General features: G+C 44.6%; 19 protein-coding genes. 13 read left to right on the forward strand and 6 right to left on the reverse strand.

Annotated elements, in window-relative coordinates:
* The 3 genes from ACP5N5_RS02495 to metG all read left to right on the forward strand — a co-directional run.
* Nucleotides 1-745 (forward strand): dicarboxylate/amino acid:cation symporter (locus ACP5N5_RS02495; RefSeq protein ID WP_428132390.1); only part of this gene is annotated, 745 nt, incomplete at its 5' end.
* 99 nt (nt 746-844) lie between these two features.
* Nucleotides 845-1,561 (forward strand): tRNA(Phe) 7-((3-amino-3-carboxypropyl)-4-demethylwyosine(37)-N(4))-methyltransferase, encoded by a 717-nt coding sequence (locus tag ACP5N5_RS02500; protein ID WP_428132396.1) that lies wholly within the window; start codon nt 845-847, stop codon nt 1,559-1,561.
* Between the two features lie 21 nt (nt 1,562-1,582).
* Nucleotides 1,583-1,909, forward strand: a complete 327-nt coding sequence (metG, locus tag ACP5N5_RS02505) for a methionine--tRNA ligase subunit beta (protein WP_012608514.1) — start codon at nt 1,583-1,585, stop codon at nt 1,907-1,909.
* On the opposite strand, the gene acs is transcribed toward metG, so the two are convergent.
* The 3 genes from acs to ACP5N5_RS02520 all read right to left on the reverse strand — a co-directional run bounded on the left by acs (nt 1,884) and on the right by ACP5N5_RS02520 (nt 5,009).
* On the reverse strand, nt 1,884-3,269 hold the full coding sequence (gene acs, locus ACP5N5_RS02510; protein ID WP_428132404.1) for an acetate--CoA ligase alpha subunit: 1,386 nt from the start codon (nt 3,267-3,269) through the stop codon (nt 1,884-1,886). The two genes, metG and acs, sit on opposite strands and share 26 nt — an antisense overlap.
* Nucleotides 3,270-3,414: 145 nt before the next feature.
* Nucleotides 3,415-4,011 (reverse strand): metallophosphoesterase family protein, encoded by a 597-nt coding sequence (locus ACP5N5_RS02515; RefSeq protein WP_428132407.1) that lies wholly within the window; start codon nt 4,009-4,011, stop codon nt 3,415-3,417.
* Nucleotides 4,008-5,009, reverse strand: a complete 1,002-nt coding sequence (locus ACP5N5_RS02520; protein WP_428132415.1) for a hypothetical protein — start codon at nt 5,007-5,009, stop codon at nt 4,008-4,010. Before ACP5N5_RS02520 ends, ACP5N5_RS02515 begins: the two co-directional genes overlap by 4 nt.
* A 58-nt stretch (nt 5,010-5,067) precedes the next feature.
* Between ACP5N5_RS02520 and ACP5N5_RS02525 the strand changes: the two genes are divergently transcribed.
* Nucleotides 5,068-5,742: a phosphatase gene (locus ACP5N5_RS02525; protein ID WP_428132422.1), complete on the forward strand. Its 675-nt coding sequence runs from the start codon at nt 5,068-5,070 to the stop codon at nt 5,740-5,742.
* Nucleotides 5,743-5,744: 2 nt separating this feature from the next.
* On the opposite strand, the gene ACP5N5_RS02530 is transcribed toward ACP5N5_RS02525, so the two are convergent.
* Together ACP5N5_RS02530 and ACP5N5_RS02535 are read right to left on the reverse strand one after the other, a co-directional pair.
* Entirely contained in the window at nt 5,745-6,920 is a 1,176-nt protein-coding gene (locus tag ACP5N5_RS02530) for a nicotinate phosphoribosyltransferase (protein ID WP_276815045.1), read from the reverse strand.
* A gap of 1 nt (nt 6,921) precedes the next feature.
* The gene (locus tag ACP5N5_RS02535; protein ID WP_428132429.1) at nt 6,922-7,338 is read right to left on the reverse strand and encodes a secondary thiamine-phosphate synthase enzyme YjbQ; all 417 of its coding nucleotides are present in this window, start codon (nt 7,336-7,338) and stop codon (nt 6,922-6,924) included.
* A gap of 100 nt (nt 7,339-7,438) precedes the next feature.
* Here ACP5N5_RS02535 and hsp20 point away from each other — a divergent pair, with 100 nt between their 5' ends.
* Genes hsp20 through ACP5N5_RS02565 form a run of 6 tightly spaced genes read left to right on the forward strand, consistent with a single transcriptional unit; the run spans nt 7,439 to nt 11,548 of the window.
* Nucleotides 7,439-8,017 (forward strand): archaeal heat shock protein Hsp20, encoded by a 579-nt coding sequence (hsp20, locus tag ACP5N5_RS02540; protein WP_012608507.1) that lies wholly within the window; start codon nt 7,439-7,441, stop codon nt 8,015-8,017.
* A 58-nt stretch (nt 8,018-8,075) separates the two neighbouring features.
* Nucleotides 8,076-8,600 (forward strand): metallophosphoesterase, encoded by a 525-nt coding sequence (locus tag ACP5N5_RS02545; RefSeq protein WP_276815048.1) that lies wholly within the window; start codon nt 8,076-8,078, stop codon nt 8,598-8,600.
* A gap of 19 nt (nt 8,601-8,619) precedes the next feature.
* A complete protein-coding gene (gene udp / locus ACP5N5_RS02550; RefSeq protein ID WP_012608505.1) occupies nt 8,620-9,474 on the forward strand; it encodes a uridine phosphorylase in 855 nt (284 codons plus the stop codon).
* Nucleotides 9,475-9,491: 17 nt separating this feature from the next.
* The gene (locus tag ACP5N5_RS02555) at nt 9,492-10,418 is read left to right on the forward strand and encodes a carbohydrate kinase family protein (RefSeq protein ID WP_428132439.1); all 927 of its coding nucleotides are present in this window, start codon (nt 9,492-9,494) and stop codon (nt 10,416-10,418) included.
* Between the two features lie 16 nt (nt 10,419-10,434).
* Nucleotides 10,435-11,274, forward strand: coding sequence for a hypothetical protein (locus ACP5N5_RS02560; protein ID WP_428132443.1), 840 nt, complete (start codon nt 10,435-10,437; stop codon nt 11,272-11,274).
* Nucleotides 11,249-11,548: a hypothetical protein gene (locus ACP5N5_RS02565; protein WP_428132446.1), complete on the forward strand. Its 300-nt coding sequence runs from the start codon at nt 11,249-11,251 to the stop codon at nt 11,546-11,548. The genes ACP5N5_RS02560 and ACP5N5_RS02565 overlap by 26 nt, the downstream gene beginning before the upstream one ends.
* A gap of 49 nt (nt 11,549-11,597) precedes the next feature.
* Here ACP5N5_RS02565 and ACP5N5_RS02570 read toward each other — a convergent pair whose 3' ends face one another.
* Complete coding sequence (locus ACP5N5_RS02570) at nt 11,598-12,545, reverse strand: cation diffusion facilitator family transporter (RefSeq protein WP_428132452.1); 948 nt, start codon at nt 12,543-12,545, stop codon at nt 11,598-11,600.
* Between the two features lie 150 nt (nt 12,546-12,695).
* Between ACP5N5_RS02570 and ACP5N5_RS02575 the strand changes: the two genes are divergently transcribed.
* From ACP5N5_RS02575 to ACP5N5_RS02585, 3 genes are all read left to right on the forward strand, one after another.
* Nucleotides 12,696-13,685 (forward strand): UDP-N-acetylglucosamine--N-acetylmuramyl-(pentapeptide) pyrophosphoryl-undecaprenol N-acetylglucosamine transferase, encoded by a 990-nt coding sequence (locus tag ACP5N5_RS02575; RefSeq protein ID WP_428132455.1) that lies wholly within the window; start codon nt 12,696-12,698, stop codon nt 13,683-13,685.
* Nucleotides 13,685-15,028 (forward strand): MATE family efflux transporter, encoded by a 1,344-nt coding sequence (locus tag ACP5N5_RS02580; RefSeq protein WP_428132460.1) that lies wholly within the window; start codon nt 13,685-13,687, stop codon nt 15,026-15,028. The genes ACP5N5_RS02575 and ACP5N5_RS02580 overlap by 1 nt, the downstream gene beginning before the upstream one ends.
* A gap of 42 nt (nt 15,029-15,070) precedes the next feature.
* Nucleotides 15,071-15,509, forward strand: a 439-nt coding sequence (locus tag ACP5N5_RS02585; protein ID WP_428132467.1) for a nucleotidyltransferase family protein, incomplete at its 3' end; no start/stop codon positions are given.

Consider the following 15,509-nt stretch of genomic DNA (forward strand, 5'->3'; position numbering starts at 1 on the left):
CTTTCAATGTGTCACCACTTCTTGCTCAAATGCCTGCCCGGTTTCTCTAGCGTGCATATACAAGTTACTAGACTTCGTGCTATGGTATGGTCCCATAGGTGTCTTCGTGTTAATGGCGAATGTTGCCGCGGTAGTAGGAGTCCTAGCTGTTTCCGCGTTCGCTAAGTTAATATTGTCATTCTATATAAGCGGCCTCATAATTCTACTGGTAATCCAACCACTAGTACTTGGATTAGTTGCAAGTGTGAACCCGCTTAGATTCTGGAAGAAGTTCTACCCTGCAATGTTGACAGCCTTCTCCACTGCAAGCAGTAACGCCACATTACCAGTCACTATAAGTTGCGCGATAAATACTGGGATATCGAGGGATGTTGCAACAGTTATACTACCTGTGGCAGCAACGATCAACATGCAGGGAGCCTGTGCGACTATCGCATTATTCACCTTGTTCGCTTTCCAGGCACTTGGAATACCTATAGGATTCGGTGAAGTAATCACCTCAGTGGTCCTTGGATTCCTGGGTGCAACCGCGGCTGCTGGAGTGCCCGGTGGAGCAGCCATAATTGCCATAGCTACTGCCACAACGCTAGGTATCCCAGTAGAGGCAGCTGGATGGATGGTTGGTGTTCACCCAGCGGTAGATCCATTTGAGACCATGCTTAATGTAATAGGAGACCCTATAGGAGCCCTCATAGTTTCAAAGTACGTTACAAAAGACTTTGATGAAGGGAAGTGGAAACAGTAATAATTTTCAATTTCTCTAACCTACTATACCCATAAATACTATAAAATCCCCCCAAGAAAAGACAATTATAGATGATACCCTACAACGAGAGATGATTATATGAAAGTAGATAAGAATACATGGCTTAAGCGGAAGATGTCCTTTTGGCATAGAATGTGGGAGGACTTAGAGATAGGCTACCTGGATAAAGATCTCCTGCCATTATTAATAGTCTTAAATATTGAGCAGGGGATACATACTATGAGTAGTTGTAGCGGTAGGATCGTTGCAAGCGATTCCAGGTCACCATGGAGCCGTGAAAGTGACTCCACTATAATCTTCAAGAAGCATACGCCGGTTAAACCAGAGGAGATACTGGAGCTATATAAGATACCTGTCTACAGGAAGATATGGCTTAACGTTACAGGGCCCATAATCCACTTGTCAACAATGGATTTAGCCACAGCTATAAAAATACTCAGGATAGCTAGGCTAAGCGGCTATAAACACAGCGGTATAATAAGCCTTAGCAGTGATAAAGGGGTAGTCCTTGAATTGACAACTGGAGTCTACATGGCAACGCCTTTAAGAACTAGAAGCAAGGATATTGTTAAACCGGAAGAGGCGCCGGGACTAGTGGAGCTGGTTAACAATATACTGTATGAAGGTAAGAAACGGCTTGCAAAGCTATACGTGGAGTTAAAGAAGGCTCTACCATGGAGACCTGATAAGGAAATAGTTGAATACATCGAGAAACACGGTATAAGGGTTCATGAGAAAAGCCCTATCGAGGTCTTTGAAGAGTTATCAAGTAATTTAAGGGATAACTATAATTAATAACTAATCCAGGTGGCTCCCATGGAATTAATTGGAATAGATGAGTTCCAGAAGATTGATTTAAGGGTTGGACTGGTTAAATCAGCCGAGAAAGTCCCTGGTAGCGAGAAGTTGATCAGGCTCATAGTAGACCTGGGGGAACTTGGCGAGAGGCAGATTATAGCTGGACTCGGTAAGTGGTATCAGCCAGAGTTTTTCCAGGGCAAATATGTTATCATAGTGGCTAATTTGAAACCTAAGAAAATGATGGGTTTTGAGAGTCAGGGAATGCTTCTAGCAACGGATACTGATCCACCTGTTATAGCTACTGTTGAAAAAACAGTTAAGCCTGGGGCGAGGCTTTTCTAGCCTCCAGGTATCTTCTATACCATATCATTTTTGAAAGCGCGTAAACCGCTCTCTCAGGCGATGGATAAGCGGGTATATCATGTCTGTTCAGGTACTTTATTGCCTCATATGTGTCCTCGCCGCCTACGAAGCCGGCTACCGTTGTCTTACTTATATGCTCTGATTCATAGAGCTCTACTATGGCCTTAGCTAGTTCGCGCGGATCCAGTACAGCTGTTCTACAATATAGTATGACTATGTTGTCGACCTCGCTTGATTCAGCAGCTATCTTTAATGCTTTAACATAGTTATCTACAACGGCCTGCCCAGTTAAGTCAACCGGGTTCTTAGCGCTACCGAACCACGGCATAGTGGTCTTAAGTCTCTCCTTGAGCTCCTGGCTTGGTTCAAGTAATTTCACATCATTAAATTCCGCGGCATCGGTGGCGAGGACTCCTACACCGCCGCCATTGGTTATTATTATGGTGTTCTCGCCCCTGGGCAATGGTTGTGCCGCGAAGACTCTGGCTATGTCGAACATCTCCTCCACAGTATATGCCCTAATAATGCCTGCCTGCTTAAATGCTGCCTCATAGAGATTATCGCTGCCCGCCAAGCTACCAGTATGGCTTGCAGCTGCAGCTGCACCGCGTCTGCTTCTACCTGCCTTTATTACTACAACGGGCTTCTTTAACGTGACCTCCCTCATCTTTTTAATGAATTCCCCTCCTCTACCAGGCTTTATTCCCTCGAGATATATTGTTATAACCCTTGTGTCGGGATCATCTGCAAGGTATTCTGAGAGCTCAGCTACATCCAGGTCTGCCATGTTTCCTACGCTTAGCAGCGCCGACAAGCCTATTTCATTCATTATTGTCCAGCCCATTAACGCTATACCTAGTGCCCCGCTCTGCGAGATGAGTGCTATACTGCCTCTTGCAACCTCCAGGGGGCCGAAGGTAGCGTTTATATTTGAAGGCGTATACACATATCCGAAGATATTGGGGCCAAGAATCCTCATTCCATATTTCCTAGCCGTCTCAACAATTTTGTTCTCTAACTCTACGTTACCTACTTCGGAGAATCCAGATGTAATTACAACCGCTACTTTAACGCCTTTCCTACCTGACTCCTCGATTACTTCTGGTACATTATCGGCTGGCACAGTTACTATGGCTACGTCGACTTCATCTGGCACATCTAGTATCGATGGATACGCCTTATACCCCAGTATTTCATCTGCGTGAGGATTTATAGGGTATACTTTACCCTGGAATCCATATCCCTTGATGTTTCTAAGCACTATGTATCCTATTTTTCCTGGGGTACGGCTAGCACCTATCACGGCTATGCTTCTGGGCCTGAATAATTCCTTAACCATGTTTCCACACCAATCAATGCTAAATAACATATGTATTTAAATATATAATATCTCTCTGTTCTACATGGTTAGAGTTGGAGCTATTCGTCTTCTACCCTATTGCTTAAAGATATTCTTCAAGACGTAAAACCGCCGGCACCCTATTTTAGAAAGATGGAGCTTCTAGGTGTAGATCACGTAGAAGATTTCTGAAGCTAATTATTTCCGCAGCATAGTCACCATCTCTGAATTCCACATATGCTAGGTAGTCCTTCTGAATACTGCCCGGCGCGATCACTCTGCCAGCCATACATGGGTCTCTGCATCCCCCGGCTAAGGTTAGCGATGGATTCATGGCCTCTATTATTCTCCCAGCTACATCACTATAGATGTTACAGCAGTCCATCATGAAGCCGGGTTTAAACGTGGCGAGAACATCTATTTTTCCATATACTTGGGTTATTGGTGAGGCCCCGAGCCCCGTTATTTTATAGTTCTTTAACTCGACTACCCTGCCATCTAGTAAGCCTCCAATGCTCTTCAGATACTGGGGTACTGATTCATCGTCAAGCCTACCCGTAACCCCGAGTACTCTGAGGCCGCATTTCTCATAGAGCCATTTAATAATTAACGGGGATATCGTGTCACCTAGAAGAATAACTGCGTCAACGCCAAGGATTCTCGCCGCTAGACATGTAAGCCTGGATAAAGTCCTTGAAGCATTTAGCTCATAGAGTGCGAGCACTCTAAGTATATTGTTCAAGCAGTATCACCAGGCATGATGAATCCTTTCTCCTCTACTCCCCCAACTAGTATTCTACAAGTAGTATTGCTACATTGGAGAAGCCCCTTTACTACGGCTTTGCCACCCTCATAAAGTATGGGGATATACAGTGACTCAAAGCTCTCAATATATGTAACATCCATCAATGGCTTAGCGCCCTCGAAAATAGTATAATTCTCGACACCGCTTACCGAGGGATAGTTTAACGCCTCTATACCCCCCTTAATCTCCACCCTTGCTAGTACGCTTCCAATAGTTTTAAACTCTGCTTCACTAGTGAGAAAACCGCTTATATCATTATTGTACAGGATAGAGTACTCCCTGCCATTAAATAAGCCTCGTCTCCAGTTTCTATATAGGGATAAAACCTGCTTAAGCGTTAAACCTGTCTTACCAGCAATCCTGTGAGCCCATTCCAATAGCTTTCCCCCGGTGAACGGCTTAAATATATCTTTGTTCTCCCTAATCGATTCCACTATATCCACCGCCCTCCTCCACCCGTAAACCACTATATCAACATCACTGTAAAGTGTGTTATGTATACCGGGAAGAATAGAGCCTGAGACGCCGAGCCCCGTTAACCCGTTCACTAGGCTACCGAGTTGCTCTGTGAAGCCAACAACGTGTTCTTCCAAGCTGTCTCTAGGGGAACTAATTATCTCGAGTAAGCGGTTCACCGGGTCATAGAGATCAACTATGAAACCCCTTGGAACATATGGTAGTACTGCATCATAGTGGGGCACATAGATTTTCCACGGTGTAAAGCCGTGAACCTCTCTGACATCATACCATTTGACAAGCCTCTCCAGGGGAACACCTTTAAACACCCATATTGATGAGCCAGCTAGTGATGGACAGTATTTAACATACCCTACGAAGCCGTAGTCTAAGTGCTTGTTCCCTACCACGACGAATAAGCAATTGTTTACTAGCCTCAAGTAGTAGTGATCCAGTATACAGTGGTTAAAGCCTCTCATCTACCGTTATCCCCATGATTTTAATTAGAGTTACACTGATATAAGTTGGGTGCTTTACATGGCTAAGATAGCTGTTGCATTAGATTATGATGGAGTACTCGTCGATAGCTATAGGGGGATACCATTATTCTATCTTGAAGACTTCCCAGCTTTAACAGGGATGACTATAGATTACGCGAGGCAACTACTATACCTTGAGTATTTAACGGAGAGCCTTAGCGTATTAAGGGAGGATTTATGGCCTAGATACATTCCGGGCTTCTCGAGTAGTTTATTCGATGAATTAATCACCAGGTATTGGGAGAAAAGGATAGAGTATTCGAGAAGCCTTCCAGGCGTGAAGCCGGTATTAAACACTCTGAAAAACCAGGTGGATCTGTACCACGTGGGGCACAGGGATGACATCTATGGGTTGAAAACACATAGAATCTATATAGATGGGTTTACAGATTATTTCAAATACATATACGTAGTCGAGGAGAACACCGAGTCAAGGCTTAAAGCACTCATGGAAATCCTTGAGACTCATGACCTGGTAATATATGTCGACGATAAACCAGTAAACCTAGCCGTGATAGAGCAAGGTTTGAAAGACCTCAGAGAACACGTAGTACTGGTTAGACAAGTCTTTAAATCCCTCTATGATACGCCATGGATTGATCCGGTTGAAAAATACATAGCTATTAATAATCTCTCCGAGTTAAGCAGGTTGATTAGGAGGCTTAGGCAGTAAGGCTATTCGAGAGAGGGCTCTGGTACCTCTCTAAGCTGCTCGATAACGTATCTCCTAATGTCTTCTATAGTAGGTGGCTTCCTTACCAGTTCACCATTATCAATGTATTTAACTAGAAGCGGGGTATATCCACTGGGTATTTCGCCATGGTTCTCCATTAGTGTAACAATGTCATTTAACCCCGGCCTCTTCCTGAATACCTGTTTGGCTCCAGGTAGCTTACCCCTCTTTGTGAAGGGTCTCCATGCATCGTTATCGTATACCTCAACAATATCAGCACTGATGTCGACGCTGGGGGGCATCGATATACTTGTCCCAACACCGAAGGCGTCTACGATGTCTCTGAGCCTCATGATTTCCTTTTCATCCAGCCCTCCGCTTACAACTATTTTAACGTGTTTAAACCCGTTTACATCGAGGGTCCATCTAACCTCTTCCACTATTTGCCTCATGTCGCCGCGTCTACTGCTAGGCGTATCCAATCTAACGCCATATAGCCTATCACCCAATAATTTGGCAGCCATCAATGCTTCCTCGCGTTCATCGAATAACGTATCTACAAGCATAATCCTGGGTACACTAGGCTCTACCACATCATCAAATGCTTTCCACGCCTCTCTCTGATCGCCAAGGACCAGTATTAATGCATGAGGCATCGTCCCCGATGGCTTAATCCCCAAATATTTCTCGCTTAGAACCCCTGAGACGGCATCAGCCCCACCGATGTATGCTGCTCGATCAACCATAGGAGCTATTACAGGGTGGACGGCTCTAAGCCCGAAGAAGAGTATTGTTTTATCCATTGCAAGCCTCTTAATACGTGCCGCCTTACTAGCTATACTCGAGTAGTGTCTAAGTATGCCAAGCACGGCTGTCTCATATAATGCGAAGTCATCATAGTAGCCTTCTATGATAAGTAACGGCTCGCCAGCCTTAAACAGTGTTCCCTCAGGCATAGAGTATACTGTCACCGGCTTATCCTTCAGTAAGTAAAGTACCTCCTCGAGTCCAGCATATACAGCCCATTCATAGCCCTTGGGCAGCCTCATTACATGGAATTCCATCCTAACCTTCTTCCTGACACCCTTGGCTTTAAGTATCTTATAGGTCCTCGTGAAGTACACGTCTGTTGCGGATCCATCCAGTATCTCGTTCTCGCAGGCTATATAGAACCTCATATCACTCACCAATAACTGTTATCACAACCTCCCTATTTGAACGTGGGCCATCCATTTCAACGAAAAATATATTCTGCCAAGTTCCTCTAGCTATCCTCCCATTTATAACCGGGATGATCCTCTCAGCCCCTATAATTGCTGAGCCAATGTGTGCATGAGCATTATCATCTATCATGTTATGCCTCCACCTTCTGCTTCCCGGCTCCGTGAGATCCCTTAGCTTATCAAGTATATCATTGATTAACCCCTCCTCGTGTTCATTAAGTATTATGGCTGCTGTTGCATGGGGAGCATGAATAAGGACGATACCGTTTAAGACGCCCGATTTAGTCACAGCCTCCTCGACCGTCCTTGTTACATCTATTAATTGGAACTGAGCGTTGGTCGAGAACCTCACAGTGTGATGGTATATTTTCACAGTGATCACCTAGGAAATAATATTATCCACTAGCGTGTTTAAAATATTATTAAACTTAATATAGGCCGAATACACTATATTTTAGTAGTGGTGATACCCTGTGGAGGATGACTGGTGGTATCGTAGAAGGAGGAGGCCCTTCTGGAGCGAGGACCTCTTCGACGAAATAGACAAGATGTTTGAAGACATGGAGAGAATGGTATTGGATTTAATGCGTAGATTCAGTAGAGGACTCACCCCTGAAGAATTCAGGGAGATAGAGCGCCAGCTTGAAAGACAAGGTATAAGGCCGTATGTATACGGCTTCAGTATAACAATAGGCCCTGATGGAAAACCGGTGGTCAGGGAATTCGGCAATATGAGGAGGGAGCGCGGTAAGCCTGTGATCACAGAGGAAAGGGAGCCATTAATAGATGTATTTGAATCAGGCGATGAAGTCACGGTTATAGCTGAGATCCCCGGTGTAGAGAAAGATAAGATCGATGTAAAGGTATCCGATGACGGTAGAACACTTATCATCAACGCCAGTGATACGAACAGGAGGTATTATAAGGAGGTCGAACTACCGAGTAAAGTAGATCCATCCTCAGCTAAAGCCTCGTATAAGAATGGTGTTTTAGAAGTAAAACTCAAGAAAGCTGGTAAAGGGAAAGAGGGATTCAAGATTAGTGTCGAGTAGTTTCACTTGTGGAACCACGAATAGTTTTTCACAGCGCTTTTAAACCGTGGTGTCCTCGATGATCATTGGTGTATTAAGCGATACACATGACAATATTCATGCAACCAGGAGAATTCTTAGAAGGTTATCTGACCATAATGTAGAGCTCATAATCCACCTCGGAGACATTGTAAGTCCGTTCACCCTTAAAGCTATAAGGGAGGAGATCGGTGGTGTTAAACTTATTATTGTTAAGGGGAATAACGATGGTGACATATACTTATTGAATAAGCTGTCCTCGGGCTATGGATGGATGTTCTATAGCGAGCCAACCATACTGGAGATAGGGGGTAGGAGAATATTCATAATGCATGGATACGGAGACGCATCTACAACGGAGAAAATAGTGGACGCCCTCGCTAAATCCATCGACACCGATATACTGCTCTACGGGCACACCCATATAGCTAGGAGTGAACACATAAATGGTAAACTAGTATTAAACCCGGGTGAGGCATGTGGTTACATAACTGGGAGACATACCTACGGGATCATAGATACCATTACTTTAAATACTGAAATATTCGAAGAAGATATAAAGTAAAATACAAGGGGGCAATGAAATGAGTGAGAGGCTCAAGAGCGCGAGTCGCCCCGAAAGCGAGGAGGGTAGACAATACCATTTACAAGTGAAGCCGGGGGATGTAAGCCGTTACATTCTCTTACCTGGGGACCCCGATAGAGTGCCATGGATAGCTAGCTTCTGGGATAAGGCATGGAGTGTTGCAAAGCATAGAGAATACGTGACGTATAGCGGCTATTATAAGGGAGTATTTATCTCAGCTGCAAGTACCGGCATAGGGGCACCGGCTACAGCGATAGCTATAGAGGAGCTTGCAAGAGTGGGTGGGGATACATTTATACGGGTCGGGACAACCGGGGCTCTCACAAGGGGTATAAGTGTGGGAGATATAATAATATCCACTGGAGCGGTCAGGTTAGAGGGGACCAGTAAACACTATGTTATGCCTGAATACCCCGCTGTAGCAAGCTATGATGTAGTCTTAGCACTGATAGAGGCTGCCGAAATTCTTGGAGTAAGATATCACGTGGGGTTAACGGCTAGCAGCGATAGCTTCTACGTAGGGCAGGAGAGACCAGGCTTCAAAGACTATCTACCCCCGTTTCAAAGAGGCCTCGTACAGTATCTCAGGAGCGTTAACGTGTTAAACTTCGAGATGGAGGCAGCCTTAATCTTCACGCTTGCAAATATATATGGGCTCAGAGCCGGAGCCGTGTGTGCAGCCATAGCTAATAGGGAGACCGAGGAATTCGTGGTGAACGCTGGGGTAGAGGACGCTATAAAAGTAGCTAATGAAGCAGTGAAAATACTGAGTGAATGGGATGAAGAGGTTAAGCGGAGGGGTAAGAAGTATATAAGTGCGTCAATTATTAAGCAAGCCGCATCTAAACACTAGGAGAGTCGTGACTATATATGGGCACACCGATACATGTAAGCATAGGTAATTTTAACATAGACATAGCCGTATACATTGATAAAGCGCCAGGAATAGATGAAAGCGTGAACGCGAGGGACATCGATATAAGGCCTGGCGGGGCAGCCTCGAATTATGCCGTGGCTGTATCGCACTATGGACACAGGGCTGTGCTTGTAGCATCGGTTGCGGATCACCTACTGGTGAAATCCCACCTGGAATCAATAAGGAGACTAGGCGTTGACATATCACATATAACGTACCTCAATGCATCACCAGGGATTGTCATATCGGTGATTTACCCGGATGGCTCGAGATCTATGATTAGGAGCCTCGGCGCTAACGCATATCTATCACCGGATAAGATAAGTCAGGAAATACTTGATTCGGCCAGTGTAGTTCACATGGCTACTTTACACCCTGAGAGAGCAGCCGGAATCGTAGAAAGGGTTCATGGGGCAGTGGTGAGCTATGATCCAGGGATCTACGTGAATACCCGGCGAGGAACATTGGAAGCAGTGTTGAAGCACGTGGACACACTCTTCCTGAATAGTAGTGAATTCAACGAGTTAACTAGTAAAATAAAGCCAGGTGAACTATTTAAACTAGGGGTGGAGGTCTTAGTGATTAAACTAGGCAGTAAGGGGGCTGCTGCTGTACTAGGAGATGGCAGTATATATCACGCATATGTAAAACCCCTGGGCAACCCGGTTGATACAACAGGGGCTGGCGATGCATTTAATGCATTCTTTAACGCGTCGTATATTGATACGAGGAACGTGATGACAGCTCTTAGACATGGAGTGGCTGCAGGAGCATTAAAGACTCTCTGCAGGGGAAGCATTCTATGCTGGGATAGAGATCTATTTATTAAGCACCTAGAGCTAAGTACTATTAGTAAGGAGACTGGAATACCTGGATTCTAGTTATGGGCTATATAAAATGAAGATCAATGAGTTGATTAAAGACCTGATTGGGACGTGGGGGCGTGATTCTTTCAGGATTGAGGCATGCGAGCCCTACATCAAGATAGTTTTCACAGATCCTATACTGGTTAACAAGTATGGGAGGGAGTTATCGATCCTGACGCATACTATACAGCTGGTTCCGCCATTACTAGTGTTTGAGGAATCCGTTAACAGGTTGCTGAAGCTATACAAGTACCTGGCTAGCTTCGCCTCGAGCACAAGGTGCTTTAGCATATTGTTAATAATAAATGATTGTGGCACAGAGGATCAACACGTGATCACCGTTTACACTGCTTTATCGAGGATCATGGGTGCTGGAGAACTAGTGCTAGAGCTAAGCGTCACGATCTCGAAGCTCCTAAGATTCAGTAAGAGACTGAAGGAGCTTCGCAACATGAATGTAAGTGATGAAGAATACATTGAATATCAGAGGCTTCGAGGTGAAATCGAGAGATTAATCCTGAAAGGTATAAGATTAGCTGGTAGTGAAGCCAAGTTATTAAATGCCATCAGGCTAGCTGAAGAAGCCATAAAGAACACTGAAATCCAGGTCAACCATGCTGGGATACTGGACGAAGCATTCAGGCTGCTTATACATAAGAACATAGGGACTGCTAGATTATCCAGCCTCGTTCATAACTGCAGTAAGCCACACCTAGAACTATATCTCTCCGCCTTTAATAGATTATACTCCACGCATATATACACATACCTAGTAGCCACACCAGAATACTCTTTCCTGAAAAATATACCTGGATTAAGCGATAAGCTTATAGTAGTGGATCTAAATGGGCCACGGGATCAAGATATATAGGAATGAAGACGTAGAGGAAATAGTTGCATGCATACCTGAGGGGCATCGACATGTTAGATTAATACTCAAACTAAATGATCAAATAATAATACTACAGGAGGCAACAGTTGCAGCTATAGTCAGGGCGTATCTCAATATCGCGCTTCACCCAACGCGGAAATACATAAGGCTAGTTAAACGCTGCCTCAGCGATTTAAAACAGGGATTTGCGAAAACCCAATTAATGGAGGAGTCCGAGGATAATAAATGCCTCGATATTCCTCTGGATAAATAGGAAAACGGTTATTAAAGCAGTGGAGACACCGCATTATGCCTCACGAACACTATGGACCAAGCTTTTTCCTCCGTTTCCCTTTAAGCCTTGCTTTAGCCTTATGCCTTGGATAGAATCTTACATCAACATGGTATATTAGTTCAGAGGAGTTCCTGATGGATCTCGTGATCCTCCTCCTTAATTCATGGATTTCATTTATCGTTGTATCTGGATCCACGAGTATTTTCACTGAGACAACGTAGAAGGAGCCTATTTTCCTAGCGTCGACATCATCTATCTCTAGGTTTTTGTTTTTATACTCGTCTATCAGTAGCTCTTTTACCCTTGCCCTTAATTCATAGTCTATGTTGGCCCCGCTCAACGTCTTCACAACGTCTTTGAAGACCTCGAAGAGACTGTGTGCAACGAATATCATTGACATGAATGTGAATAAGAGTTCGACCGAGTAGTTTTTACTTAAATACGTTAAAACTATACCGAGCGATGCCAGTATAGAGGCTATGAAGTCTATTAGGGCGTGCTGGGCATCCAGTTTCAATAATTCTATTTTATACTGTTGATAATTTCTCTTTTGTATAACATGCATCAGGAGTGTGATCACCCCTCCGCCCACCGTGGCTATCAACGGTGTTAGGCTGCTTGTGGATACTTCCCCTGTCCCCACTATAGAGGAAATGTAATCCAGGAAGAAATAACCGTAAAGCCCCAGGATAACCAGTAGAGCCAGCGTAACAGAGATGCTCTCGATTATTACAATGGACCAGGGGAATTTCCTCCCAATTCTACTCGTTAAGTATATAACCAATAGAAATATTACCTCGAGAACTGTGTCAACGCTCCAATGGAGTAGATCTGTTAAGAGAATTATGCTGGGAGCTATTACAACTATTATTAACTCGATAATGAGCCCTATGAATGAGAGTACGGCAGACTTAATAAAGCCTTCACGTGCACTCCTTAATCTTAGCTCTACATTAGTATTAAACATTACGCCCATATATAATCACCTCTTCAAAAACTTTGAGCTAAAGTAAAAACAATTATGGTGCCTGCCCGGCATCTACCCTAAAATCCAATCAATTTAATTAATGGTTTCAATTATATATTTATCCTGCTCCAACACTACTAGAGCTACAGCTATAAGGGGATGCCAGTGTCCAGGGTATTGTTAATAGCTGGCTACGGCGGACACAGCGGCTTCGCCTATACTATTGGGTATTACCTGGTTAAGAAAGGCGTGGAGCTGGATATCCTTGTGCCCAAGGGTTATGACTGGGTTAAAGAGAAGTTAGGGGGGCTTGGTGAGGTATACGAGGTCACATTACCAAGGAGACCAGCCGAGCCTCTTTACAAGGGGATAGCGAGGTGGTTTCAGGCTTTCGGTGAGTCAGTAAAATTATGTAGGAATAATAAATATCCAGTGGTGTTTGCATCAGGCTCGAATTTTTCTATACCTCCATCACTAGTCTGCTGGTTGAAGGATTCAAGGATCTTAACGATTGAGGATGTAGCAAGGTTCACTAGGAGGTCCAGGGCTACAAGCATTCTCTATAGGCTGGGTGCAGAGGTATTCCTCCACTGGGATGAACAACTACAGCTGTATAGGAGGGGTATAGTAGCTGGGCCAGTATACGAGCCTGCAATATATGAATCAAGGGATGAAGGCTACATATTAGTCACCACAGGGACCTTCGGGCATAAAGCACTCTTCGACATGTTGGATAGGCTGGAACCAGGTAGGAAAATAGTCCTGCAAACAGGTGATGTGGATCCGGAGCCGTATAAGAGGAGGCATCCAGAGTGGATAGTATTCCAGTATACTAGCGATATACATAAGTGGATAGCTGGGGCAAGCCTAGTGATCACTCATTATCCAGGCACAACAGCCTTAACAGCCAGGCTCTCATATAGTAAACCCGTTATAATGGTTTATTCCCCTAGACACAAGCTCGCCGCACCCAGGGGGGACTCCATCACCCTAGCTAGGAAACTAGGCGTTATATACCTGGATAGCATTGAACCCGTGAGCCTAGAGGAAGCCATCAGGGAAGCACCGTTATTAAAGCTGCCGAAATACCGTAATGGCGGCGAATACATTGCAGAATATATTATGAGAATACTCCGGGGTGCAGGGTAATGAAGAATTATTTCTCAACACTCCTAAATGATCCAGAGATAAAGTCCTCTCTAAGAATCTCGTTACCACTGGTATTCGTGGAGCTGGTGAATAGTCTCTACTCATTGGCTGACACCTTCTTCGTTAAAGATCTTGGTAGTGAAGCATTAGCCGCAGTGGGTATCGCAGGCTACTTACTAATGCTATTACAGGTCTTCTTCACATTGTTTCAAACACCCTTACTCATACTGGTCTCGCAGAGTATTGGAGCAGGTTATAGGGATAAAACCAGGCTTATAACCGGTGAGATCCTGGTTGAGGGAAGCATTTGCGTGATTTTTCTATCCATTATATTCTATATAGTGGCGCCGGTATTCGTCGCCATACAGTCAGGGGTAGCTGGCCTCGCGTTCCAATATACACTGGATTATCTCAGGATAAGGGTTGCCTTGTTTGTAATATTCTTTGTTTCAGCGTCATTCGATATTGTTTTCATAGCCAGCGGGAGGTCAGATATATCATTAATATCAAATATCATTGGATTAGTCTCTAACATTATTCTAGACCCCATAATGATCTATGGGTTGGCAGGCTTCCCAAGGCTCGGAGTTGCTGGTGCAGCATGGGCGTCGGTCATCGCTTCATTCTTGACTATACCGATCCAGCTATATTACCTAGGGAAACTCCAGTTGCTACCCATGAGGCCGGGCTTATTTATTCTACCGAGGAAAATAATAGACCTCGGGTTACCAGCCTTCATAGAGAGGAGCGTTATCTCACTGGGAAACAATATCTATGCTGGAATAATATCAAGGTTAGGCAATACGGTTATGGCGGCCCATAATATTGGGCTTAGAATCGAGAGCATAATATACATGCCGGGCTTCGCATTCGCTATGACGGCCTCAACAATTGTTGGAAGACATGTGGGCGAGGGGGATTTCGAACGTGCTAAGAGGATAGGGGAGAAGGTGATATATATGGGGGCTTCACTAATGGGGTTGCTGGGCGTCGTAGTCGCCTTATCCAGCTATTATATCACAACCCCCTTCGTGCCGACAAGCGAGATCCGTGAGTTGGCATCACTCTACCTTATTCTAGCAGGGTTCAGTGAGTTTGGCCTGGGATTAGCGATGGTTTCCAGTGGTGCTATAAGGGGAGCCGGCAACACCAGGTTGCCATTTATCACTAATACTGTTTCCCTACTATTATTCAGGGTCATCCCCTCACTAATCCTGGTGAAGTCTCTAGGGGTGCTAGGTCCTTGGATAGCGATGTTTATCGAGGTGTATGCGAGGGGTATTATGGCTTACACGATATTCAAACGCTATTTCAACCAGCTGGCCAGAAGACTTATTAGCTAACCTGGAGATAACCGAATAATAGTTAATTAGTGGCGGATCCCTTTGTCTGCAACTATTACCTCACTTATACTGGCAGGGGGTCAGGGTGAGAGGTTCCGCCCCTATACCGATATGATTCCCAAGCCAATGATACCTGTTGGGAGCAATGAGAAACCGGTACTAGAGTTGATCGTGAAATGGCTTAGGAAACACGGCGTAGAGGATATAGTGTTCTTAGTTAACTATAAGTGGAGATATATCTATAACTATTTCGAAGACGGCTCCCGCTTCAGAGTCAGGATAAGGTACTCCATCGACGAGGCAAACGGCTACACAAATACAGGGGGCTCAATACTGAAGGCTCATAGAGAGGGCTTGGTGAATGGGAGGACGCTTATATGGTATGGGGATATACTGGCTCCACTGGACATTCACGACCTACTTAAATACCATGCCGAATCAAAGAGCGATGTAACACTAGTTGTAACCAGTAGATATCGTG

Source organism: Desulfurococcus sp. (assembly GCF_049970475.1).
Classification (GTDB): Archaea; Thermoproteota; Thermoprotei_A; order Sulfolobales; family Desulfurococcaceae; genus Desulfurococcus; species Desulfurococcus amylolyticus.